Source organism: Streptomyces sp. NPDC044061 (genome assembly GCF_056434305.1).
Genome location: NZ_JBWKFL010000010.1, coordinates 175,623 through 196,647 on the forward strand (window position 1 = coordinate 175,623; position 21,025 = coordinate 196,647).

General features: G+C 71.9%; 19 protein-coding genes. 17 read left to right on the plus strand and 2 right to left on the minus strand.

Annotated elements, in window-relative coordinates; translation table 11 throughout:
- The first annotated feature begins 3 nt into the window (after positions 1-3).
- The 7 genes from AC07CM_RS18375 to AC07CM_RS18405 all read left to right on the plus strand — a co-directional run bounded on the left by AC07CM_RS18375 (position 4) and on the right by AC07CM_RS18405 (position 6,761).
- Positions 4-378: a hypothetical protein gene (locus AC07CM_RS18375; protein WP_478877430.1), complete on the plus strand. Its 375-nt coding sequence runs from the start codon at positions 4-6 to the stop codon at positions 376-378.
- Positions 375-2,126 carry a sodium/solute symporter gene (locus AC07CM_RS18380; protein ID WP_478877431.1) on the plus strand — a complete coding sequence of 584 codons (1,752 nt, stop codon included), beginning with the start codon at positions 375-377 and terminating at the stop codon, positions 2,124-2,126. The genes AC07CM_RS18375 and AC07CM_RS18380 overlap by 4 nt, the downstream gene beginning before the upstream one ends.
- Positions 2,123-3,316, plus strand: a complete 1,194-nt coding sequence (locus AC07CM_RS18385; RefSeq protein WP_478877432.1) for a sensor histidine kinase — start codon at positions 2,123-2,125, stop codon at positions 3,314-3,316. The genes AC07CM_RS18380 and AC07CM_RS18385 overlap by 4 nt, the downstream gene beginning before the upstream one ends.
- A gap of 17 nt (positions 3,317-3,333) precedes the next feature.
- The gene (locus tag AC07CM_RS18390; protein ID WP_478877433.1) at positions 3,334-3,897 is read left to right on the plus strand and encodes a DUF6817 domain-containing protein; all 564 of its coding nucleotides are present in this window, start codon (positions 3,334-3,336) and stop codon (positions 3,895-3,897) included.
- A gap of 429 nt (positions 3,898-4,326) precedes the next feature.
- The gene (locus AC07CM_RS18395) at positions 4,327-4,638 is read left to right on the plus strand and encodes a hypothetical protein (protein ID WP_478877434.1); all 312 of its coding nucleotides are present in this window, start codon (positions 4,327-4,329) and stop codon (positions 4,636-4,638) included.
- A gap of 66 nt (positions 4,639-4,704) precedes the next feature.
- Positions 4,705-5,463, plus strand: coding sequence for an IclR family transcriptional regulator (locus AC07CM_RS18400; RefSeq protein ID WP_478877435.1), 759 nt, complete (start codon positions 4,705-4,707; stop codon positions 5,461-5,463).
- Between the two features lie 98 nt (positions 5,464-5,561).
- A complete protein-coding gene (locus AC07CM_RS18405; protein ID WP_478877436.1) occupies positions 5,562-6,761 on the plus strand; it encodes a PP2C family protein-serine/threonine phosphatase in 1,200 nt (399 codons plus the stop codon).
- 33 nt (positions 6,762-6,794) lie between these two features.
- Here AC07CM_RS18405 and AC07CM_RS18410 read toward each other — a convergent pair whose 3' ends face one another.
- Positions 6,795-7,217 carry an ATP-binding protein gene (locus AC07CM_RS18410; RefSeq protein WP_478877437.1) on the minus strand — a complete coding sequence of 141 codons (423 nt, stop codon included), beginning with the start codon at positions 7,215-7,217 and terminating at the stop codon, positions 6,795-6,797.
- Between the two features lie 200 nt (positions 7,218-7,417).
- Here AC07CM_RS18410 and AC07CM_RS18415 point away from each other — a divergent pair, with 200 nt between their 5' ends.
- The 4 genes from AC07CM_RS18415 to AC07CM_RS18430 all read left to right on the plus strand — a co-directional run bounded on the left by AC07CM_RS18415 (position 7,418) and on the right by AC07CM_RS18430 (position 12,426).
- Entirely contained in the window at positions 7,418-8,185 is a 768-nt protein-coding gene (locus tag AC07CM_RS18415; RefSeq protein WP_478877438.1) for an IclR family transcriptional regulator, read from the plus strand.
- A gap of 39 nt (positions 8,186-8,224) precedes the next feature.
- Positions 8,225-9,751: a glycerol kinase GlpK gene (glpK, locus tag AC07CM_RS18420; RefSeq protein WP_478877439.1), complete on the plus strand. Its 1,527-nt coding sequence runs from the start codon at positions 8,225-8,227 to the stop codon at positions 9,749-9,751.
- Positions 9,752-10,031: 280 nt separating this feature from the next.
- On the plus strand, positions 10,032-10,655 hold the full coding sequence (locus AC07CM_RS18425; RefSeq protein ID WP_478877440.1) for a lasso peptide biosynthesis B2 protein: 624 nt from the start codon (positions 10,032-10,034) through the stop codon (positions 10,653-10,655).
- Position 10,656: 1 nt separating this feature from the next.
- Positions 10,657-12,426, plus strand: coding sequence for an asparagine synthase-related protein (locus tag AC07CM_RS18430; RefSeq protein WP_478877441.1), 1,770 nt, complete (start codon positions 10,657-10,659; stop codon positions 12,424-12,426).
- On the opposite strand, the gene AC07CM_RS18435 is transcribed toward AC07CM_RS18430, so the two are convergent.
- Positions 12,410-13,681 carry a hypothetical protein gene (locus tag AC07CM_RS18435; RefSeq protein ID WP_478877442.1) on the minus strand — a complete coding sequence of 424 codons (1,272 nt, stop codon included), beginning with the start codon at positions 13,679-13,681 and terminating at the stop codon, positions 12,410-12,412. The two genes, AC07CM_RS18430 and AC07CM_RS18435, sit on opposite strands and share 17 nt — an antisense overlap.
- A 219-nt stretch (positions 13,682-13,900) precedes the next feature.
- Between AC07CM_RS18435 and AC07CM_RS18440 the strand changes: the two genes are divergently transcribed.
- From AC07CM_RS18440 to AC07CM_RS18465, 6 genes are read left to right on the plus strand one after another with little or no spacing between them, the layout of a single operon-like run.
- Positions 13,901-14,773, plus strand: a complete 873-nt coding sequence (locus tag AC07CM_RS18440) for an FAD binding domain-containing protein (protein ID WP_478877443.1) — start codon at positions 13,901-13,903, stop codon at positions 14,771-14,773.
- Between the two features lies 1 nt (position 14,774).
- Positions 14,775-15,296 carry a (2Fe-2S)-binding protein gene (locus tag AC07CM_RS18445; protein WP_478877444.1) on the plus strand — a complete coding sequence of 174 codons (522 nt, stop codon included), beginning with the start codon at positions 14,775-14,777 and terminating at the stop codon, positions 15,294-15,296.
- Positions 15,293-17,665 carry an aerobic carbon-monoxide dehydrogenase large subunit gene (locus AC07CM_RS18450; protein ID WP_478877445.1) on the plus strand — a complete coding sequence of 791 codons (2,373 nt, stop codon included), beginning with the start codon at positions 15,293-15,295 and terminating at the stop codon, positions 17,663-17,665. Before AC07CM_RS18445 ends, AC07CM_RS18450 begins: the two co-directional genes overlap by 4 nt.
- Positions 17,666-17,675: 10 nt before the next feature.
- Positions 17,676-18,602: an XdhC family protein gene (locus tag AC07CM_RS18455; RefSeq protein ID WP_478877446.1), complete on the plus strand. Its 927-nt coding sequence runs from the start codon at positions 17,676-17,678 to the stop codon at positions 18,600-18,602.
- Positions 18,595-19,503 (plus strand): AAA family ATPase, encoded by a 909-nt coding sequence (locus AC07CM_RS18460; protein ID WP_478877447.1) that lies wholly within the window; start codon positions 18,595-18,597, stop codon positions 19,501-19,503. Before AC07CM_RS18455 ends, AC07CM_RS18460 begins: the two co-directional genes overlap by 8 nt.
- Positions 19,496-20,647 (plus strand): vWA domain-containing protein, encoded by a 1,152-nt coding sequence (locus tag AC07CM_RS18465; protein ID WP_478877448.1) that lies wholly within the window; start codon positions 19,496-19,498, stop codon positions 20,645-20,647. Before AC07CM_RS18460 ends, AC07CM_RS18465 begins: the two co-directional genes overlap by 8 nt.
- The last annotated feature ends 378 nt before the right edge of the window (positions 20,648-21,025 follow it).

Consider the following 21,025-nt stretch of genomic DNA (forward strand, 5'->3'; position numbering starts at 1 on the left):
GTCATGGGTGCGGAATCCGTCCCTCGCAGAGAGGTGGTCACCGGACGGCCCCGCACCGACCACGCCGCCCGCCGCCCACTGCCCCGCCCGGTGAGCGCACCCGAGCGCGGCCCCGCCGCCCCGGCCGACGACACCGTCGTCACCGCGTTGATGCGCCGTCAGATGAGAGCCGGTCTCAGGGCGACCGCAGTGCTGGCCGCCTCGCTGGGCCTGCTCCCCGTGCTGCTGCGGGTGCTGCCGCTCGCCGGTACCTGGCCGAGCGTCCCGTTCGCCGTCTGGCTCGTGCTGGGCGTGGCGCCCTATCCGGCCCTGCTGTGCGCGGGAGTCTGGTACGTGCGCCGTGCCGAGCGCAACGAGGGCGACGTGACCGCGCGTTGAACCAGACGTACGGAATCGCCGGTGTCTCGGCCGTGGTCCTCGCCACGGTGCTCGTCGGCGCGCTGGGCCTGCGCATCTCCCGGACCACCTCCGACTTCTACGTCGCCTCGCGCAGCGTCCCGCCGCGGCTCAACGCGTTTGCCGTCAGCGGCGAGTACCTCTCCGCCGCGTCCTTCCTCGGCGTCGCCGGACTCGTCCTCGCCCAGGGCGCCGACATGCTGTGGTTCCCCATCGGCTACACCGCCGGCTTCCTGGTCCTGCTGGCCTTCGTCGCCGCCCCGCTGCGCCGCTCCGGCGCCTACACCCTGCCGGACTTCGCCGAGGCACGCCTGGAGTCCCGGGCCGTCCGGCGGATCGCGAGCGTGCTCGTCGTCGGCGTGGGCTGGCTCTACCTGCTGCCCCAGCTGCGCGGCGCCGGACTGACCCTCCGGCTGCTCACCGGCGCGCCCGGCTGGTTCGGCGGGCTGGTCGTCGCCGGGGTGGTGACCGTGGCGGTGGCCGCCGGAGGCATGCGCAGCATCACCTTCGTCCAGGCGTTCCAGTACTGGCTGAAACTCACCGCCCTGCTGGTGCCCGCCGTGTTCCTGCTGCTCGCCTGGCGCGCGGACCACACCCCCGCCCCGGTCTGGGACGAACGGCCCGTCTTCCAGCGCTCCACCCAGGTGCGCACCGACAGCCCGCTCACCCTCGCCGTCCCCGAGCCGGTACGTGTCACCGTGACCGGAACCGTCGACGGACAGCCCCTGGACGGCGGGCCGCTCACCCTCGGCGCGGGCACCCACCGGATCGGGCCCGACACCACCCTCGGCTTCCCGCCCGGCGCCCGCGTGCCCCTGCCCGACCGGCGAGGCGGTCACGCGGCCCTGTCGAGCTGGGCCAACCCGCTGTCGGCCGACCGCGAACAGCACAGCCTGTACGCCACCTACGGGTTGATCCTCGCCACCTTCCTCGGCACCATGGGCCTCCCGCACGTCGTCGTGCGCTTCTACACCAACCCCGACGGCCGAGCCGCCCGCCGCACCACCGTCGCCGTACTCGGCCTGCTCGGCGCCTTCTACCTGCTGATCCCGCTCTACGGCGTGCTGGGCCGGCTCTACGCACCGGACCTGCTGTTGACCGGTGACACCGACGCCGCGGTCCTGGTCCTGCCGCAGCGGCTGATCGGCGGAGTCGGCGGCGACCTGCTCGGCGCCCTCGTCGCGGGCGGCGCCTGCGCGGCGTTCCTGTCCACCGTGTCCGGACTCACCATGTCCGTCGCCGGCGTGCTCGCCCAGGACGTGCTGCCGACCCTCGGCATCCGGCACTTCCGGCTGGCGACGCTGCCGGCGATCGCCGTGCCCACCGCAGCCAACACCTTCGTCAGCGACCTGCCCGTGGCCGACGCGGTCGGTCTCGCCTTCGCGGTGTCCGCGTCCTCGTTCTGCCCGCTCCTCGTCCTCGGCATCTGGTGGCGCGGCCTCACCCCGCCCGGCGCCGTCGCCGGACTGCTCCTCGGCGGCGGCTCGGCGCTCACCGCGGTGACGGTGACCATCGGCGGCGGGGCCCGCTCCGGCTGGCTGCACACCCTGCTGGCCTGGCCCGCCGTCTGGTCCGTACCGGTCGGATTCGCCGCGATGGTGCTGATCTCCCTGGCCACCCGCGACCGCGTACCCGCGAGCGCCGCCGCCACCATGGCCCGGCTCCATCTGCCCGAGACGCCGACCGGCCGGTCCGGCCTGCCCGACACCGGCCCGGAACCGGCCGTATGACCGCGCTCGGCACCGTCGTTCTGGCCCTCGCCGGGCTCGCGCTGTTCGCCCTCGGCGCCGTGCTCGGCCACGCCGGCGCCCGCCGGCAGCAGGAGAACCCGGCAGGTCCCGGCACCCCCGTCGAACGGGCCACCTTCCACACCCTGCACACGGCCTCGCTCGCCGCACCGCCGCTGCGCGCGGGCCTCACCCCCGACACCGCCCGCAAGGCGGCCCGGCGACTGCGCCCCCTGCTCGGCACGGTCGCCCTCGCCCTCACCGACGAGGAGTCCGTGCTCGCCTGGGACGGCGTCGGCGACCACCACCGCGACGAGGCCGAGGCGCGGCTCGCCCACGCGCTGCGCACCGGCCGCACCCAGACCTTCGCCCTGTCCTGCGGCAACGACACCTGCCCGGTCCGCTGGGGAGTCGTGGCACCGCTCGGCGTCGACGGCCGCGCCCCCGGCACCCTCGCCGTGTTCGGCGACGAGGAGTCCGCCGTCATGGTCCGGGCCGCCGCCGAGGTGGCCCGCTGGGTCTCCGTACAGCTCGAACTCGCCGAACTGGACCGGGCCCGCTCCGGGGTGATCGAGGCCGAGATCCGGGCCCTGCGCGCCCAGATCTCCCCGCACTTCATCTACAACTCCCTGGCGAGCATCGCCTCGTTCGTCCGCACCGACCCCGAGCGGGCCCGAGAACTCCTCCTGGAATTCGCCGACTTCACCCGCTACTCCTTCCGCCGCGGCGGCGACTTCACCACCCTGGCGGAGGAGCTGCGCTCCATCGAGCAGTACCTCGAACTCGCCCGCGCCCGCTTCGGAAGACGCCTGGAGGTCACCCTGCGCATCGCCCCCGAGGTGCTGCCGGTCACCCTGCCGTTCCTCTGTCTGCAACCCCTCGTCGAGAACGCGCTCAAACACGGTCTGGAGGAGTCCGTGGACCGCGGCCGCATCACGATCGTCGCGGAGGACGAGGGCACCGAGGCCCGGGTCGTCATCGAGGACAACGGCGTCGGCATGGACCCGCAGCGGCTGCGCGACCTCCTGCGCGGCCGGGGCGGGCCGTCCGCCGGGATCGGCCTGAGCAACGTGGACCTGCGGCTGCGCCAGGTGTACGGCGACGACCACGGCCTCGTCATCGAGACCGGCGTCGGCGCCGGCACGAAGATCACCGTACGCGTCCCGAAGTTCCGCCCGGGCATCGTCCCGTGACCCGAGAGGACCGAGCCATGGACCCGAACATCCCCGCCGGTGCCGTCGAAGGGGCCGTCGCCCTGCTGCGCGAACTCGGCGCCGAGGACCTCCCGCACCCGGGCGGCACGCTCCTGGCGCACCTGCGGCGCGTCCAGGCCCGGCTCACCGCGTGGGGGGCCCGCCCCGCGCTTCGGTTCGCCGGACTCTGCCACGCGTTCTACGGCACCGACGGCTTCCCCACCGGGCTGCTGCCCGTGGACCGCCGTGCCGACCTCGCGGCGGTGATCGGCGCCGAGGCCGAGGCGATCGTCCACCTGTACGCCTCCTGCGACCGCCCGGCCACCTACCCGCACCTCGACCGGCCCGACGGCCTCTTCCACGACCGCTTCACCGGCCGTTCCCACGTCCCGGAACCCAGGCTGCGGCGGGACTTCGCCGAACTGACGGCCGCGAACGAACTGGACCTCGCCCACCTCGACCCGGCCTTCCGCACCCAGTGGGGCCCCGAACTCCTCACCTTGTTCACCCGCCTCCAGAACCTGCTGAGCGCTGCGGCCTGGCTGGACTGCCGGACGGTGCTGACCGCATCCGCGCGGTGACCGGGGGCGGGGTGTCTGTGCCGGCCGTCCATGTGGGGTCTGCTCGTCGGCTGTGGTCGGGGTCGCACGCGACGGCTGCCGGTACCGGCGTGCCGACGGTGGGGGCCATAGGCAGTGGGCGAGGGCCGCGGGTATCCGCGTGCCGGCCGTGGGCGGTCTGCCCTCCGGCGGTGATCGGGGCGCGGGTGTCCGCGCCGGCCGTGGGTCGTCCACCGCTCACCGGCAGCGATCCGGGGCCGCGAGCGCCTGCGTGCGGGCTGTGCGCGGTCCGCTCCACGGCGGTGGTCGGGGCCACGAGTACCTGCGCCGTACCTGCGTGGTCCGCCCACCGGCCACGTCCCCGGCGCTGAGCGACCCGCCCGGTGTGCGGAACGCCGATCGCCCGCTCCGGTCGCGGTATCGCCGGCGGGCCGAGGGAACTCGGATGCCATGAGCGCACACGAGCGACAGCAGGTCTCGTCGCGGGCCGACCGGCAGGTGGTCGAGCGGCTCGTGCCCGTCTGGCTGCGGGAGACGGAACGCCATGACGCCGAGGCCGGCCGCATGGCCCGTGAGGGCTGGGAGAGCGGCGCCCTGCCGGCGGAGGCGGCGCGGGATCTGGCCCTGTGGGTGACCGCCCGGATCACGGACACCGGTTTCAACGAGGACGAGGGCCCGGACGTGGCGGGGCCCGCCCGCATCACCCCGGCGGACAAGGAGAGCGTCCACCGGTGGCTGTCCGATCAGGGGCACCGGATCTGACGTGGGCCGGCGCGCCGCCGAGCCCCGGTCTTGCCGGGTGCCGTGTGCCCGGCGCACGCTGTTCCTATGGTCGCTGACGGCGGTCCGACGCTCATCACGTCCGTGCAGCGGGCCCTGCGCCTGCTGGAGGCGGCGAGCGCGCACGAGAACGGCGCGCCGGCGAAGCAGCTGGCACGCGAGACGGGCCTGCCCCTGGCCACCGCCTACCACCTGCTGCGCACCCTCGTCCACGACGGTTACGTGCGCAAACTGGACGACGGCTGCTTCGTCCTCGGCGACAAACTGAAGTCACTGCACTCGTCCGGCCGGGCACAGACGCTGCTCAGCCGCATCCGCCCGACCCTCGCCGCCCTCAGGGACGAGCTGACCACCGCCACCTACCTCACCTTCTACGAGGACGGCGAGATCAGGGTCGCCGAGATCGTCGACGGCCCCCGGACCCCGAGGGTGGACCTCTGGGTGGGCTTCGAGGACGCCGGCCACGCCACCGCACTCGGCAAGTCCGTGCTGCGCGAGATGGACGACGACTCCCGCCGGGACTATCTCTCCCGGCACCACCTCGCCGATCTCACGCCACGGACCATCACCAGTACCCCGGAACTGCTCCGAAGGCTCGACGACGCCCCGCTGGCACCGGCCGTCACGGACCTCGAGGAGTACACGCTCGGCACGGTGTGCGTCGCCGTGCCCGTCTACTGCGGGGACGTCATCGGCTCCCTCGGCGTCTCCCTGCCGGTCGAGCGGCACGCCCGGCTCCCGGAGATCCGGGCACGCCTGATCCCGACCGCGAGCCGCGTGACCAGAAGCCTGTCGCTCACTATCTGAAATTCCGCTCCTTGTGGCTGCCGGGCCCGCCCCCTTTTCCTGGATGAAACGGGCATTCAGGGAAGGTGCCCCCTACAGCTGAGGACTGCGGACGAGACATGAGCCACGCCCGAGACCATGGCGGCGACCACCGGCCGACGCGGCTGTCGCGCGCCCGTGTGACCGCTCTCCGGGGCTCGGCCCACCGGCGTGCCGCAGGTCAGCTGGCCGCCGGCATACCGGTGCTGGTCCTCGCCCTCGTCGTACTCATCGACGTCGCCGGAGGCGCGGGAATGATCTGGCTGCCGCTGCTGGCCGCCGGACCCGCGCTCGCCGCCACCACCAACGGACCGCGCGGAGTGTGCTGCGTGGGCCTCCTGGCCGCGCTGCTGGCCGCTGTGCTGGGTGCCAGGGAGGAGGTCCCCGCCTCCGAGTTGACGGCCGTCCTGTCCGCCCTGCTGGCCGTCACCGCGGCCAGCGGCCTGGCCAGCGCGCTGCGCGGCCGTCGTGAACGGGTCCTCGCGGCCGTCCGCTCGGTCGCGGAGGCCGCACAGCACGCGCTGCTCCACCCCGTCCCGGAGACCGTCGGTCCCTTCCAGGTGGCCGTTCGCTACAGCGCCGCCGCGGCGGAGGCCCGTATCGGCGGGGACCTGTACGCCCTGGTGTCCACACCGCACGGGGTCAGGCTGATCGTCGGTGACGTGCGCGGAAAGGGGCTCCCGGCCGTCGGGACTGCCGCCCTGGTGCTCGGCGTCTTCCGCGAGGCCGCCCACGACGAGCCCGACCTCCTGGCCGTCGTCGACCGCATCGAACGGAGCCTCGCACGCAATCTCGGCCCCGACGACTTCGTCACCGCCGTGGTCGCGGGATACCCGGGGGCCGGACATCTGGAAGTGGTGAACTGCGGACACGCGCCCCCGCTGCTGATATCCGCGTCCGGAGGCGTCGAGGCGCTGGAGTCCGCCCATCCCGCCCCGCCCCTCGGCCTGCGCGCCTTCTCGGGCCAGACCCCCTGCCTCCAGGTCATGCCCTTCACCGAGGGAGATCAACTGCTGCTCTACACCGACGGGGTCACCGAGGCCCGCGATCACGCCCGCGAGTTCTACCCGCTCGCCGAAGGGGTGGCCCGCCACGTCTGCGCCGAGCCTGCGCGCACGCTCGGCGCGCTCCATGACGAACTGCTGGCGCATGTGGGCGGCCGCCTGCACGACGACGCCGCACTGCTTCTGCTCCGCAGGCGCGTGACGGACGGACCGGCCGTGTCCGGGCCGACGGCACCCGGTACGGCCGCCTCGACCCCGATCGCCGACGCGGCCTGACCGGCCGGGCGACGGCGACTGCTGTCAGGCCTGTCAGGCCGCGACCAGATCGGCCCACCGCGTGAACCCACCCGGATGGACCCGTAGGCCGTGACGCGTTGCCAGGGCGTGCACGATCTCCTCGCCCCGGCCGTGCTCGTCCGGGTCGAAACCCACCCGCGACTGCCTCGGAAGCACGGGCCCCGCGTCGGAGACCTCCACGTGCAGGGTGCCGAACCCGTCGCCCCGGTCCCACGACAGCCGCAGCATGGCCGGGGGCAGGGCGTGCACGACCGCGTTGGTGAGCAGTTCCGACACCACGAGCAGGGAGTCCTCGACGATCTCCGGGGCCACGTCCCACTCGGCGAGGACCGCCCCCACGTTCCGGCGTACGGCCGAGACGGCGCCGGGCACGGGCGGCATGAGCCACACGTGTTCGCAAGCCTCGGGAAGCAGCGTATCGAGCTGTGCCGCCATGATCTCTCCTCCGGTGTGCGCGTCGGCCGGGCACTCGTGCCGCAGCGTGTGTGCCGGGCCTCGATGCACGTTATGAAGACAAACCGGGCGGGTCAATGAACGTGGGTCGGCATTACCGAACGCCCCGGCCCCGTCCCCGGCCGGACCGGCGCCGACCTGCCCGCGGAGCGAATCGTCCGCGGCGGTAATACGCTCGCTTCATGGCCGGCCCAGTCCAGTCGATCGAACGGGCGGCGGCGATCCTCCGGCTGCTCGCCGGCGGGCCCCGCCGACTCGGGCTCGGCGAGGTCGCCGCCTCGCTCGGACTGGCGAAGGGCACGGCCCACGGCATTCTGCGCACCCTGCAGCACGTGGACTTCGTGGAACAGGACGCGGCGACCGGAAAGTACCAGCTCGGGGCCGCCCTGCTGCACCTCGGCACGAGTTACCTGGACGTCAACGAGCTGCGGTCGCGCTCCCTGAACTGGGCCGACGCCCTGGCCGCCCGCAGTGGGGAGGCGGTGCGCCTGGGCACGCCCCTGGAGGACAGGGTGCTCGTCGTCCACCACGTGTTCAGGCCGGACGACACGCTCCAGACCCTGGACGTCGGCTCGCTGCTGCCCCTGCACGCCTCCTCGCTCGGCAAGGTGCTGCTGGCCTACGGGACCGCGTCCCTGGAGTCGGCCCAGGAAGCGGGGCTGGAGGCGTACACCCGGCACACCCTGGTCGTACCCGAGCAGCTCAGCCGGGCGCTCGCCGAGGTCCGGGAGCTCGGCTGGGCCGCCGAGATCCAGGAAATGAGCATGGGCGAGGCCGGGCTCGCGGCGGCGATCCGGGGACACGGCGGCCTCGTCGTCGGCGCCATCGGGCTGTCGGGTCCCGTCGAGCGGATCTGTGACAGCCAGGGTCACCCCCGCCCGAGTCTGATCACCCTGCTGCGCGAGGCCGCGCGGGCCATCTCCAGAGACCTGGGCGCCACTCGCTGGTAGGCCCGCCGCACCCCGACCCGTCGGAAGGCAGACCCGATCATGGCTGAACGGTACGTAATGTCCATCGATCAGGGCACCAATTCCACCCGATGCATTCTGTTCGACCACCGGGGGCGTCTGGTGTCGGTCGCGCAGCGGGAGCACCAGCAGCACTTTCCCAGGCCCGGCTGGGTCGAGCACGACGCCGTCGAGATCTGGCACAACCTGCAACGCGTCGTACCGGAGTCCCTGTCCGCCGCCGGTGTCGACCCGGGCCAGGTCTCCGCCATCGGCGTGGCCAACCAGCGGGAGACGACGGTGCTCTGGGACCGGCGGACGGGCACCCCGTTGGGCCGGGCGATCGTCTGGCAGGACACCCGCACGGCGCCGCTCGTCGAGGAGCTCGGACAGCGGCCCGGAGAGGAGTTCTTCCTGGAGCGGTGCGGCCTGCCGCCCTCGACCTACTTCTCGGCCCTGCGGATCCGCTGGCTGTTCGACAACGTCAAGGATCTGGAGCAGCGCGCACGGGACGGTGAGGTGCTGTTCGGCACGATGGAGAGCTGGCTGGTCTGGAACCTCACCGGAGGCAGCGACGGCGGTCTGCACATCACCGACGCCACCAACGCCAGTCGCACGATGCTGATGAACATCCGCTCGCTCACCTGGGACGAGGAACTGCTGACGTTCTTCGGCGTGCCCCGCTCGATGCTGCCCGAGATCAGGCCCTCCGCCGAGACGTACGGCGATGCCCGTGCGCTCCTGCCCGACGTCGGCATCACGGCCGCCCTCGGCGACCAGCAGGCCGCCCTCTTCGGCCAGACCTGCTTCTCCCCGGGTGAGGCGAAGTGCACGTACGGCACCGGCAGCTTCCTGCTGCTCAACACCGGCACCGAGCTGGTGCGCTCCCGGCACGGACTCCTCACCACCGTCGCCTACAAGATCGGGGACCAGAAACCGGTCTACGCCCTGGAGGGCTCCATCGCCGTCACCGGCGCCCTCGTCCAGTGGTTCCGTGACCGGCTGGGACTGATCAACAGCGCCCCGGAGATCGAGACCCTCGCGCGGACGGTCGAGGACAACGGCGGCTGCTACATCGTGCCCGCCTTCTCGGGTCTGTTCGCCCCCCGCTGGCGCAGCGACGCCCGCGGCGTCATCGTCGGCCTCACCTCGTACATCACCAAGGGTCACCTGGCGCGAGCCGTCCTGGAGGCCACCGGCTGGCAGACCCGCGAGGTCGTCGACGCCATGAACGCCGACTCCTCCGTCGCCCTCAAGGAACTCAAGGTGGACGGCGGCATGACGGCGGACAACCTGCTCATGCAGTTCGTGGCCGACGTACTCGCCGTGCCCGTGGTGCGCCCCATGGTCGCCGAGACGGTCTCCCTCGGCGCCGCCTACGCGGCCGGCCTCGCCGCGGGCTACTGGTCCGACCTGGAGGTCCTGCGCCGCAACTGGCACCGGGCCGCCCAGTGGCTGCCCGACATGGACGCCGAGCACCGGGAGGCGGAGTACGACAACTGGCAGCGGGCCGTGGAGCGATCGCTGGGGTGGGTCAGGCCTCCGAGGGCCGGACAGGCCGATGCCTGACGACTGGTCAACCGCACCTGCCTGCAAGGTGCCCGTCGACTGGTCGGGTTGCGAGGGAATCGGGGCAGAGTAGCCTGGACTTGATCGGATTTGATCGATACCGCCTGATTCCGGAGGTAGGCGATGTTTCTCCGATTTCTGCGGCGCCGCATGCCGCTCGGACTCGTCGTTCTCGGCAACGGCCGCCTGATCCGGGGCTTCAGCGGCGGCCACTACGACGGGCACGGATACCAGTCCTGACACCGTTCACCGTTCTCGGCGGAACCCTGGAGGATACGCGGTGGCAGAGGACACCGATGCCCTGGCAGCCATGACGCGGATCCTGTCACCGCACTGCCGTGTCACCAGAACGTCCGGGGGAGCGCTGATCGCGGACTGGAGACGGACGCGATTCCTCGGAATGACGACGGCGGACCTCAGGAAGTTCGCCGACGAAAGCTCCGAGGAACGAGCGGAACTCGTCACCGGACTCGTCCGCGCCGGATGCGCGCCGACCCGCGAACGGGCCTGTTCGGACACCGAGATCGGGCTCTGGCTGCGCGCGGTGCACCTGCTGATCCGGACCCTCGGATTCGGGCGCGTGCTGCGGCTCCTGTCCCTGGTGGCCCCGGAGTACGCCCGTGCGGACATCCCCACCGCGGACGACGTCGCCCGCCTGAAAAGAGCGGTGCAAGCACCTAGCCGCACCAGCTGGCTCGTCAACGACGACTGCAAGACCGAGGCCGTGACGGCGTTCGTCCTGCTGCGGCGGCGCGGCCTGAAGGCCGTACTCCATGTCGGTGTGCGCGAGCACCCGTTCGCCCTGCACGCCTGGACCTCGTCGGGCGGCCTGTGCATCCCCGACGCCGAGCCGCGCGGGCACGCCTTCGCACCGGTGCTCTCGATCGGCTGCGGAGGACCGTGACATGGAAGCACTCCGCCTCGAATGGGCCGGGGGAGCACCGAAACTCCGGGCGGACGAGGCCATGGTGCGCCAGGGGCTCGTGACGACGGTCTCCTCCCGAGCGGGCGCCGCGGCGGTCGTCGGCTGGGTCGGCTCGGCCCGCGACCGGACGGCGGGCGCGCGCAACCTCCTCGAGGAATTCGGCCGACCGGGAACCGCACCGCGGCTGCCTGCCGGCGAGTTCGCGGCGGTGCTGGTGTGCGGCGACCGCATCCTGCTGATGCGGGACGAGCATGCGCGCATCCCCCTGTTCTTCAGGGAGACCGAGGGCCGGGTGAGCGGGGTGAGCACCTCGGCGCGCAGCCTGGGCAACGGCGTGACGGAACTCGAACCTCGCTACCTCTGCCGCTACTTGACCGGCAACCTGGCCCAACCCCATACGGAGCTCACCCCGTTCACCGGGGTGCACCGCGTACTCGGCGGCGAAGTGGTGGAGCTCTCGATCACCGGGCGACTGCGCGGCAGGGCGCTGCGACGCGCCGACGAGACACAGCCCCCGCCGCCACCGCCGACATCCGGATCCCGCCTCGACGAGGCGGCGAAGGACCTGCGCCTCGCACTGGAGAACGCCGTCGGGCGCCGCATGGGCCGAGTGACGGCATGCCACGTCTCCGGCGGCACCGACTCCACCAGCATCGCGCTGCTCGCGGCACGCCTGCCGGCCGACGGGGACCTCGTCCTGCTGGCAGGGCGCTTCACCGACGGAGAACTGTCCGCGGAACAGCCGTACCTCGAAGAGGCGATGGCGGCGATCCGCCGGTACGCACCGTCGGCCCGCCCGGTGATGGTCGACGCCGACGACGTGGCCGACTTCGACGACTTCCGGCACCACGCGGGAGACACGGACGAACCCCACGCGCACGCCTTCCGCGCCCCCTTCTGGGCCAGGCTGCACACCGCCGCGGCGGAATGGGGCTGTGACACCCTCCTGACCGGCTGCGGAGCCGATCCCGTCGCGGACGCCAACCCGTTCCACCTGCACAGGCTGGCCCGCACGGGCCGGCTCCGGCAGATGACGCACGAGGCACGCGCCTGGGCGGCGGGCACCGAGCGGGGCCTGTGGGACATCGTGCAGGCCTATGTCGTACAGCCGACCGTTCCCCTGGCAGCCGAACGGATCACGGCACTCGCCCGCACCGGGACGGTACTCGGCGGCCTCGGCAACTTCGGCCGCCCCCGATGGCTGCGGCCCAGCTTCGCGCGGGCTCACGGCTACCGCGAGGCAAGCATCGCGGCGAGCCGCCTCATGTTCGGCCACAGGCCGGAACAGTCGCTCTACGAAGCGGCCAACTACATCGCCGCTCCGGACCCCTTGTCCTGGCACCGCGCGCGACGGGACGGATTCTTCCTCTCACACCCCTTCCTGGACCCCGATGTCATGACGGCGATGCGTCGCCTCCCCGCGGAAGCCACGTTCCGTCCGGGACGCCCGAAGGCGGTTCTCCGCGAGGCCATGGCAGACCTGCTCCCGCCCGGGATCAGGGCCCGAACGGACAAGGTCCCCTTCAACGCGCTGTACGCCCGCGGACTGCGCACGCACGGCGACGAACTCATGGACCTGTGCCGCTCCGCCCGGCATCCGCTGGTGGAGGAGATGTTCGACATCGACACACTGTGCCGGGCACTGAGGGAGGCTCAGCTGGGCATGGGGGATTCGTACGCCTGGGATCGTATGAACGGCTCGCTGGCGTTGGTGGTGTGGTTGGAGGGGTTGGTCAACGCCGGTTCTTGATGTCCCACAGGGTTTGTTCGATCGGGCCTGATCCGGCATCGACGATGCCGTACCGGCCCACGACTCTCCGTGGATTGGTCTGGCGGTCTTCCTCTCCCGCGCGCGCGACGGTGTACGTCACGTCTGCGCCATGCGTGCCGAACCGCCAATAGACGCTCAAGTAGCGGGGGTCCCGCGTGTGTTCGTCGAGCGCGTTGTTTTCGTGCACCCTCCCTCGGTAGATGACGGAGTCGATGTCTTTTTCCTTCGCCCAATGGGGAACCTTGCCGCCATGCCATGAGTAGGTGAGACTTTCGAAGTGATCCAGACCGAGACGGTCCTTACGGCCGAAGCTCGCGGTGGCATAGAAGGCCAGATGGTCGTACGACGTCTTGACGGGAAGTTGTACAACGGTCCGAGTGACAAGGCTGTCGCTTGCCTCGATCCAGTCTCCGGGATCCATCCACGGCTGTGCCATCACCAGTTCGCCGGGCTCGCGTACCTCCCTGCGCGTCAGCGGGCTTCTCTCCCGGAATTCACGCCGTTGCTGGGCGTCTGCGCGCCACTGCAGGCGGAGGCGGTCCTTCGTGGTCAGCGGCACCCGCTCGCCCATGGCGTGGAATTCGGCGCCGACCACGTAGAAGCCCATCTCACTGTGGTTCTCGAGTCTGATGTCGACCGGCACGGCAAACTTCTTGCGGTCTTGACTCAGCATGGCCTGTCCCACGCTCAACGTGATGAGAGGTCTGCCTCCGCGTTGATACGGCTGGTAGAGGTGCTGATAGCCGAAATTGGTCACCGCGAGGACCGAGGAGACGACCACTGCCGCGGCCACGCGCTTCGGAGCGGGGATGTCGACCCTTGTCCGCCACACCAGGAAGGCGGCCAACGCGGAGGCCCCCGTGAGCAGGCCCCACAGAACCTGGTAGGGCGTGGAGTCGCCGTCCTTGAACACCTCCAGGGTGAGCATGGCGTTGGTCACAAATGCTGCGACTGTGCCGATCAGCGCAACCAGGCCGGAGTGCGGGAAGCAGCCCCGGAATGCGTAGTCCAGAACTGCGAGGGCGCCCACGAAGGTGATGACCGAGGCGACGAACATGACGGCACCGGTAATGCGACCGGGGAAGTCCAGGGCGTGCATCAGGTCTTCGAGGCCGAACCAGGCCAGGTATGCCGTCGTCACCAGGAGGACCAGCACGATGAATGCCACGATCGCCCACGGCCGCACCGTCGCCCAGAGCCGCGAGACGGCCCATGGTCCGGGGGAAAGCTTCACATGATCACCTCCTGAGGCGGGTTCGAGCACCATCGTTCGGGGTGATCCAGCGCATGACCATTCGAACACTCCCGCCAGTGGCATATGCCACCCGAATGCCGGGTAATGGGAGGCGGTCACTTAGTGCTTATGCATCGAATGCTTGTGCACCGATTGCGTGACCGGTGTGAAGAGCGCAGCATGAGGACAGCAACGGGCACAGCGTTCCAGGAGGGCCCGATGCAAGTTCCGGCTGCATTCCAGTACGAGAGGGCCACCAGCGTCGAGCAGGCGATCGAGCTGCTCACCCGGTACGGCCCCGAGGCCCGGGTGGTGGCGGGCGGACACAGCCTGCTGCCGATGATGAAGCTGCGGCTGGCTCAGCCCGAAGCCCTGATCGACATCAACGGCCTCGGCGAGCTGGCGCTGATCCGGGTGGACGGCCATGACCTGGCCGTCGGCGCGATGGTCCGGCACGCGGAGCTGCTCGCCTCGCCGGTGGTCGGTGAGCACTTCCCCGTCCTGCGGGACGCGGAACGGGTCATCGCCGATCCGCTCGTCCGCAACCGCGGCACCGTGGGTGGCTCGCTGTGTCAGGCGGATCCCTCGGAGGACCTGTCCGCGGCGTTCTCGGCACTGCGGGCGACCCTCGTCGCCCAGGGTGCGGGCGGCAGGCGCACGATCCCCATCAGGGAGTTCTTCCTCGGGCCGTACGAGACCGCGCTGAACGAGGCGGAGCTCCTGGTGGAGATCCGTGTGCCCATCCGTTCGCACGCCAGCGCCTACCGCAAGGTCGAGCGCAGGGTCGGCGACTATGCGGTCGTCGCCGCGGGGGCGGTGCTGGAGATCTCCAACGAGGTCATCACCGAGGCAGGGATCGGGCTGACCGCTGTGGGTGCCCCACGGTTCGTGGCCGAGCAGGCGGAGGACTTCCTGCGCGGTGGACGGCCGGACGACGAGGCCTTCGCCGAGGCGGGCCGGATCGCCGCGCAGGAGTGCAGGCCGGCGGCCGACCAGCGCGGCCCGGTCGACTACAAGCGGCATCTGGCCGGGGAGCTCACCACCCGGGCGCTGCGCGCCGCCGCCGCACGCGCCCAGGGGCAGGAGGCGTGACATGCGGATCACCGTGACCGTGAACGGCGAGCAGCACACGAGGGACGTGGAGCCCAGGCTGCTGCTCGTGCACTTCCTGCGCGACGAACTCGGGCTCACCGGCACCCACTGGGGCTGCGACACCTCCAACTGCGGGGTGTGCACCGTCTGGCTGGACGGGACGCCGGTCAAGTCCTGCACCGTACTCGCGGTGATGGCCGACGGCCATGAGGTGCGGACCGTCGAGGGTCTGGCGCACGGGGCCGAACTCGACCCGGTGCAGAAGGGGTTCATCGCCTGCCACGGCCTGCAGTGCGGCTTCTGCACGCCCGGGATGATGATGACAGCCCGCTGGCTGCTGGACCACGACGCGGATCCGTCCGAGGAGGACATCCGCGAGGCCATCTCCGGACAGGCGTGCCGTTGCACCGGTTACGAGAACATCGTGCGCTCCATCCGCTGGGCCGCCGAGCACGGCGGCGGGCAGGGGACCGCCGACGCGGGCACCGAGCCGGCGCCCGGCCGCGAGGAGGTGCGGGCATGACGACCACCGAGGAACGGCCGGTCGGTTTCGGTCGGATGACCCGCAAGGAGGACGCGCGGTTCGTCCGCGGCCACGGAACCTACGTCGACGACGTGACGCTGCCCGGGATGCTGCACGGCGCGATCCTGCGCAGCCCGCTGGCGCACGCCCGGATCGTGTCCGTCGACACCAGCGCCGCAGAGGCGCACCCGAAGGTCAGGGCCGTGATCACGGGGGAGACCCTGGCCGGTCTCGGACTGGCCTGGATGCCCACGCTCTCGTACGACTCGCAGGCGGTGCTGGCCACCGACAAGGTGCGCTTCCAGGGCCAGGAGGTCGCGTTCGTCGTCGCCGAGGACCGCTACGCCGCCCGGGACGCCCTCGAACTGATCGACGTGGCGTACGAACCGCTCCCGGCGGTCGTCGACGCCCGCCGGGCGCTCGACCCGGACGCGCCGGTGATCCGCGACGACAAGGAAGGGCAGACCGACAATCACATCTTCGACTGGTCGGCGGGTGACAAGGAGCGAACCGACGAGGTCTTCGCGGCCGCCGACGTCGTGGTGGAGCAGGACATGCTCTATCCGCGGGTGCACCCGGCCCCGCTGGAGACCTGCGGCACCGTGGCGGACATGGACGCCATCACCGGGAAGCTGACGGTGTGGTCCACCACCCAGGCCCCGCACGCCCACCGCACGATCTACGCGATGGTGGCCGGCATCCCCGAGCACAAGATCCGGATCATCGCCCCGGACATCGGGGGAGGCTTCGGCAACAAGGTCGGCATCTACCCCGGTTACGTGTGCGCGGTCGTCGGCTCGATCGTCACCGGCAAGCCGGTGAAGTGGATGGAGGACCGCTCGGAGAACCTGATGAGCACCTCCTTCGCCCGCGACTACCACATGCACGGCGAGATCGCGGCGACGAAGGACGGGAAGATCCTGGGCCTGCGCGTCCATGTGATCGCCGATCACGGCGCGTTCAACGCCACCGCCCAGCCGACGCAGTTCCCTGCCGGCTTCTTCGGCGTCTTCACCGGCTCGTACGAACTGGCCGCCGCCCACTGCACCGTGACCGGCGTCTACACCGACAAGGCCCCCGGCGGCGTCGCCTACGCCTGCTCGTTCCGCGTCACCGAGGCCGTGTACCTGGTCGAGCGGATGGTCGACGTGCTCGCCGACAGGCTCGGTACGGACCCGGCCGAGCTGCGGATGCGCAACCTGCTGCGGCCCGGGCAGTTCCCGTACCGGACGCAGACGGGGTGGGAGTACGACTCCGGCGACTACCCGCGCGCCCTGCGGCTGGCGATGGACATCGCGCACTACGAGGACCTGCGCCGGGAGCAGGCCGAAAAGCGCGAGCGCGGCGAGCTGATGGGCATCGGGGTCAGCTTCTTCACCGAGGCCGTCGGCGCGGGCCCGCGCAAGCACATGGACATCCTCGGACTCGGCATGGCCGACGGTGCCGAACTGCGGGTCCACCCGACCGGCAAGGCCGTCCTGCGAATCTCCGTACAGAGCCAGGGGCAGGGCCACGAGACGACGTTCGCGCAGATCGTCGCCGAGGAACTGGGCATCCCGCCCGAGGACGTCGAGGTGGTGCACGGCGACACCGACCAGACCCCGTTCGGGCTCGGCACCTACGGCTCCCGCTCGACACCGGTGTCCGGAGCCGCGGCCGCGATGGTCGCCCGCAAGGTCCGCGAACGCGCGAAGATCGTCGCCTCCGCGATGCTCGAAGTGAGCCCGGACGACCTGGAGTGGGAGAAGGGCCGCTGGTTCGTCACGGGCGACCCCGACCAGGGACGGTCCATGGCCGAGATCGCCCTCGCCGCACACTCCAACCTGGAACTGCCCGAGGGCGTCGAGGGCCACCTGGACGCGAGCTGCGTCTACAACCCGCCGAACCTCACCTTCCCGTTCGGCGCGTACATCTGCGTCGCCGACGTGGACGCGGACACCGGTCAGGTGAAGGTCCGCCGGTTCGTCGCCGTCGACGACTGCGGCAACCGGATCAACCCCACGATCGTCGAGGGCCAGGTGCACGGCGGACTCGCCGACGGCCTCGGCATGGCGCTCATGCAGGTGATCGCCTTCGACGAGGACGGCAACTGCCTCGGCGGGTCGTTCATGGACTATCTCCTGCCCACCTCGGTCGAGTGCCCCTCGTGGGAGCTCGGCGAGACCGTCACCCCCTCCCCGCACCACCCCATCGGCGCCAAGGGCGTCGGCGAGTCCGCCACGGTGGGCTCGCCCGCCGCTGTGGTCAACGCCGTGGTCGACGCGCTGAAGCCGCTCGGCGTACGCCATGTCGACATGCCGCTGACGCCCGCCGTGGTGTGGCGGGCCGCCCAGGGCCGGCCGCTGCGCACCGACATGGCGATCACCTGAGGCTGCCGCCATGACGAACACCGAACTGCTGACCCGCGCGGACGCGCTCCGGCACGGCCGAACCCCGTTCGTGCTGGCCACCGTCGTGCACGCGGAACGGCCCACGAGCGCCAAGCCCGGGGACAGCGCGCTGGTGCTGCCCGACGGCACCGTCGAGGGCTTCGTGGGCGGCACCTGCGCCGAGACGACCGTGCAGCTGCAGGGCCTGCGCGTGCTGGCGACCGGCGAGTCGCTGCTGCTGAGGATCACGCCAGGCGTGGATGCCGGCACCGGGGGCGTGCCGGAGCCCGTCGAAGGCCTGGTCACGGTGGCCAACCCCTGCCTGTCCGGCGGGACGCTCGACATCTTCCTGGAGGCCAACCTCCCCCCGGCGCTGGCGTACGTCTACGGACACGCCCCCATCGCCCGCGCCCTGCTCGACGTGGGGCGCGCGCTCGGCCTCGACGCCCGGCCGGCCTCGCCCGGGGAGCCGCTGCCGCCCGATCTGGACGTCGTCGTCATCGCCACCCACGGCCGCGACGAGGAGACCGTGCTGATCGAGGCCGCGCGTGCCGGGGTCCCGTACATCGGGCTGGTGGCCAGTCCGAAGCGCGGCGCCGCGGTGCTCGCCGGCCTGGACATCGCCGAGGAACAACGCGCACGCGTCCACACCCCGGCCGGTCTGGACATCGGCGCCCGGACCCCGGGGGAGATCGCGCTGTCGGTGTACGCCGAGATCACCGCCCTGCGCCCGAAAGCGGCCCGGGCCGTGCGCCCCGAAACCGGCCCCGCCGCACCGCGGGCCGTGGCCGAGGGCGTGGACCCCGTGTGCGGCATGACCGTGGCGATCACGCCCGACACCCTCTCCCTGGACCGGGACGGCGGCCGGGTGTACTTCTGCGGGCCGGGGTGCCGGCACGCCTTCGCCGACGACCCCTCCCGTTACGCGCATGCCTGACCTCGACTCCCTCGTACCCGATGTCCCCGCCCTGCGCTCGCGTCTCGACACGGTCGGCTACCTGGCCGACGACGCCCTGGCCACGGCACTGCTGCTTGCCGTGCGCATGCGGCAGCCGATCCTGCTGGAGGGCGAGCCCGGCGTCGGCAAGACCGAGGCGGCCCGCGCCCTCGCCGCCGTGCTCGACACCCCGCTGATCCGGCTGCAGTGCTACGAGGGACTGTCCTCGGCCGAGGCCCTCTACGAGTGGAACTACCCACGGCAGCTGCTGGCGATCCGGCTGGCCGAGTCCCGCGGGGAACCCCTGCGGGACGCCGACCTGTTCACCGAGGACTACCTGCTGCCACGGCCGCTGCTCGCCGCGATCTGCCACCCGGGACCGCGGCCGGCGGTGCTGCTCATCGACGAGGTGGACCGCGCCGACGACGAGTTCGAGGCGTTCCTGCTGGAACTGCTCGCCGACGCGGCGGTCACCATCCCCGAACTCGGCACCCGGACGGCCCTGGTGCCGCCGGTGGCCGTGCTGACCTCCAACCGCACCCGGGATCTGCACGACGCGCTCAAACGCCGCTGCCTCTACCACTGGATCGACTACCCGGACACCGCACGCGTCGCCGCGATCATCCGCAGACGGGTCCCGGACTCGGCCGAGTGGCTGGCCGCGCGCGTGGCACACGGGGTGGCGCGGCTGCGCGCCCGGCAGGAGCTCACCAAGCCGCCCGGCATCGCCGAGGCGATCGACTGGGCGGGCGCGCTGCGCGCGCTGGGGCTCTCCGTTCTCGACGCCGACGCCGCCGACCGCACGCTGGGGGCGGTGCTGAAGTACGCCGAGGACCTGGAGGCCGTACGCCGGTCCGGAGTGGCGGAGCTGGTCGACGCGGAGCCGGTCTCCGATGCCTGACCTGCCGGAACTGGCCGCCTCGTTCACCGCGGCCCTGCACGACGCGGGCGTCGTGGTGGGCCCCGACCGCACCCGTGGCTTCGCCCGGGCGCTCACCCTGCTGGCACCGTCGACGACGCGCGAGCTGCGGCACTGCGCGCTCGCCACCCTGGTGTCCGACCCCGAGCAGATCGAGCCGTTCGACGAGGTCTTCCGCGAGGTCTTCGGCGGCCCCGCAGACCGTGAAGCACAGCGCGGACAACCCGGCGACCCGGCCCGGTCCCTCCCCAACACCGTGCCCGGCCGCGTCTCCGACACCCGGATCGCCACCGCCGACGGACGACGTCAGGAGGCCGACGCACCCTCGCAGGAGGCTCCCGTACCTCTCGCCGCCAGTCCGCTCGACCGCCTCGCGGGACGCGACTTCGCGGACCTGTCCGCCGAGGAACTGGCGCTCCTCTCCGAGGTGATGCGCACCCTCGTCCTGCGCACCCCGACCCGGCCGTCCCGCCGGCGCCGCACCGCGCACCACGGCGCGCGCATCGACGTGCGCCGCACCCTCGCCGCCGCCCGGCGCACCGGCGGATACCCGCTGCGGCTGCACCGTTTCGTGCCCCGCGCCCGCCCCCGCGACCTCATCGTGCTCTGCGACATCTCCGGATCGATGGAGCCCTACGCCCGCGCGATGCTGCAACTGCTCTACTGCGCCGCCCGCGCCACTCACGCCGAGGTCTTCACGTTCGCCACCCGGCTCACCCGCCTCACGCCCGTCCTGCGCCGGTCCGGCCCGGACGACGCCCTGGCACGGGCCGGACGGGCGGCCCCGGACTGGTCCGGGGGGACCCGGATCGCGGAGTGCCTGGCGGAGTTCAACGAGCGGTTCGGCCGGCGCGGCATGGCGCACGGCGCCGTGGTCGCCGTCATCTCCGACGGCTGGGACACCGGCGCCCCCGCCGACCTCGCCACCCACATGGCACGGCTGTCCCGGGTTGCCCACCGCGTCGTATGGGCCAACCCGCGCACGGCGAGCCCCCGTTACCGCCCGCTCGTGTCCGGCATGGCAGCCGCCCTGCCCTACTGCGACGCCGTCGTCAGCGCCCACAACCTCGCGGCCCTGAACGACTTCACCGCCGCGCTGTCCGCGCCGGAGCGGCGCCGCCGCTGACGCTGCCCGTCGCCTGCGCGGCCATCGAAGGCAGCCCGCCGTGGCACGGGGTCGTTCTCCGGGACGGCGCTTGCGCCGAGCCCACTCGCTGCGCGGACCCGTACCCGGTGTCTCCTGGTTCAGCCGCGCAGGGCGGACGCGAAGAGGGCGGGCAGCAGGCCGGGGTTCGGAGCGGTGGTGAAGCGGGTGACGCGTTCGAGGGTGCCGCGGCCGGTGCGGTTGGTGACGAAGTACGGCGGCTTGGTCCAGGAGTCCGATGCGTTCGGCGAGCGGCGAGTTCGCCCAGGACGGGGCGTTGCGACGCAGCTCCCTCAGGGCGCGGTCGAGGACGGGCGTGGCGAGGGCGGGGCTGTTCACGTCACTTCTTCGTGGGGCGAA

What these genes read in the sequence shown, in the direction of transcription:
- AC07CM_RS18385 (WP_478877432.1), top strand. Translation starts at nt 2,123, where the DNA reads ATGACCGCGCTCGGCACCGTCGTTCTGGCCCTCGCCGGGCTCGCGCTG.
- AC07CM_RS18410 (WP_478877437.1), bottom strand. Translation starts at nt 7,217, where the DNA reads ATGGCGGCACAGCTCGATACGCTGCTTCCCGAGGCTTGCGAACACGTG.
- AC07CM_RS18440 (WP_478877443.1), top strand. Translation starts at nt 13,901, where the DNA reads ATGCAAGTTCCGGCTGCATTCCAGTACGAGAGGGCCACCAGCGTCGAG.
- AC07CM_RS18415 (WP_478877438.1), top strand. Translation starts at nt 7,418, where the DNA reads ATGGCCGGCCCAGTCCAGTCGATCGAACGGGCGGCGGCGATCCTCCGG.
- AC07CM_RS18465 (WP_478877448.1), top strand. Translation starts at nt 19,496, where the DNA reads ATGCCTGACCTGCCGGAACTGGCCGCCTCGTTCACCGCGGCCCTGCAC.
- AC07CM_RS18430 (WP_478877441.1), top strand. Translation starts at nt 10,657, where the DNA reads ATGGAAGCACTCCGCCTCGAATGGGCCGGGGGAGCACCGAAACTCCGG.
- AC07CM_RS18405 (WP_478877436.1), top strand. Translation starts at nt 5,562, where the DNA reads ATGAGCCACGCCCGAGACCATGGCGGCGACCACCGGCCGACGCGGCTG.
- glpK (WP_478877439.1), top strand. Translation starts at nt 8,225, where the DNA reads ATGGCTGAACGGTACGTAATGTCCATCGATCAGGGCACCAATTCCACC.
- AC07CM_RS18400 (WP_478877435.1), top strand. Translation starts at nt 4,705, where the DNA reads ATGGTCGCTGACGGCGGTCCGACGCTCATCACGTCCGTGCAGCGGGCC.
- AC07CM_RS18395 (WP_478877434.1), top strand. Translation starts at nt 4,327, where the DNA reads ATGAGCGCACACGAGCGACAGCAGGTCTCGTCGCGGGCCGACCGGCAG.
- AC07CM_RS18375 (WP_478877430.1), top strand. Translation starts at nt 4, where the DNA reads ATGGGTGCGGAATCCGTCCCTCGCAGAGAGGTGGTCACCGGACGGCCC.
- AC07CM_RS18455 (WP_478877446.1), top strand. Translation starts at nt 17,676, where the DNA reads ATGACGAACACCGAACTGCTGACCCGCGCGGACGCGCTCCGGCACGGC.
- AC07CM_RS18390 (WP_478877433.1), top strand. Translation starts at nt 3,334, where the DNA reads ATGGACCCGAACATCCCCGCCGGTGCCGTCGAAGGGGCCGTCGCCCTG.
- AC07CM_RS18460 (WP_478877447.1), top strand. Translation starts at nt 18,595, where the DNA reads ATGCCTGACCTCGACTCCCTCGTACCCGATGTCCCCGCCCTGCGCTCG.
- AC07CM_RS18445 (WP_478877444.1), top strand. Translation starts at nt 14,775, where the DNA reads ATGCGGATCACCGTGACCGTGAACGGCGAGCAGCACACGAGGGACGTG.
- AC07CM_RS18450 (WP_478877445.1), top strand. Translation starts at nt 15,293, where the DNA reads ATGACGACCACCGAGGAACGGCCGGTCGGTTTCGGTCGGATGACCCGC.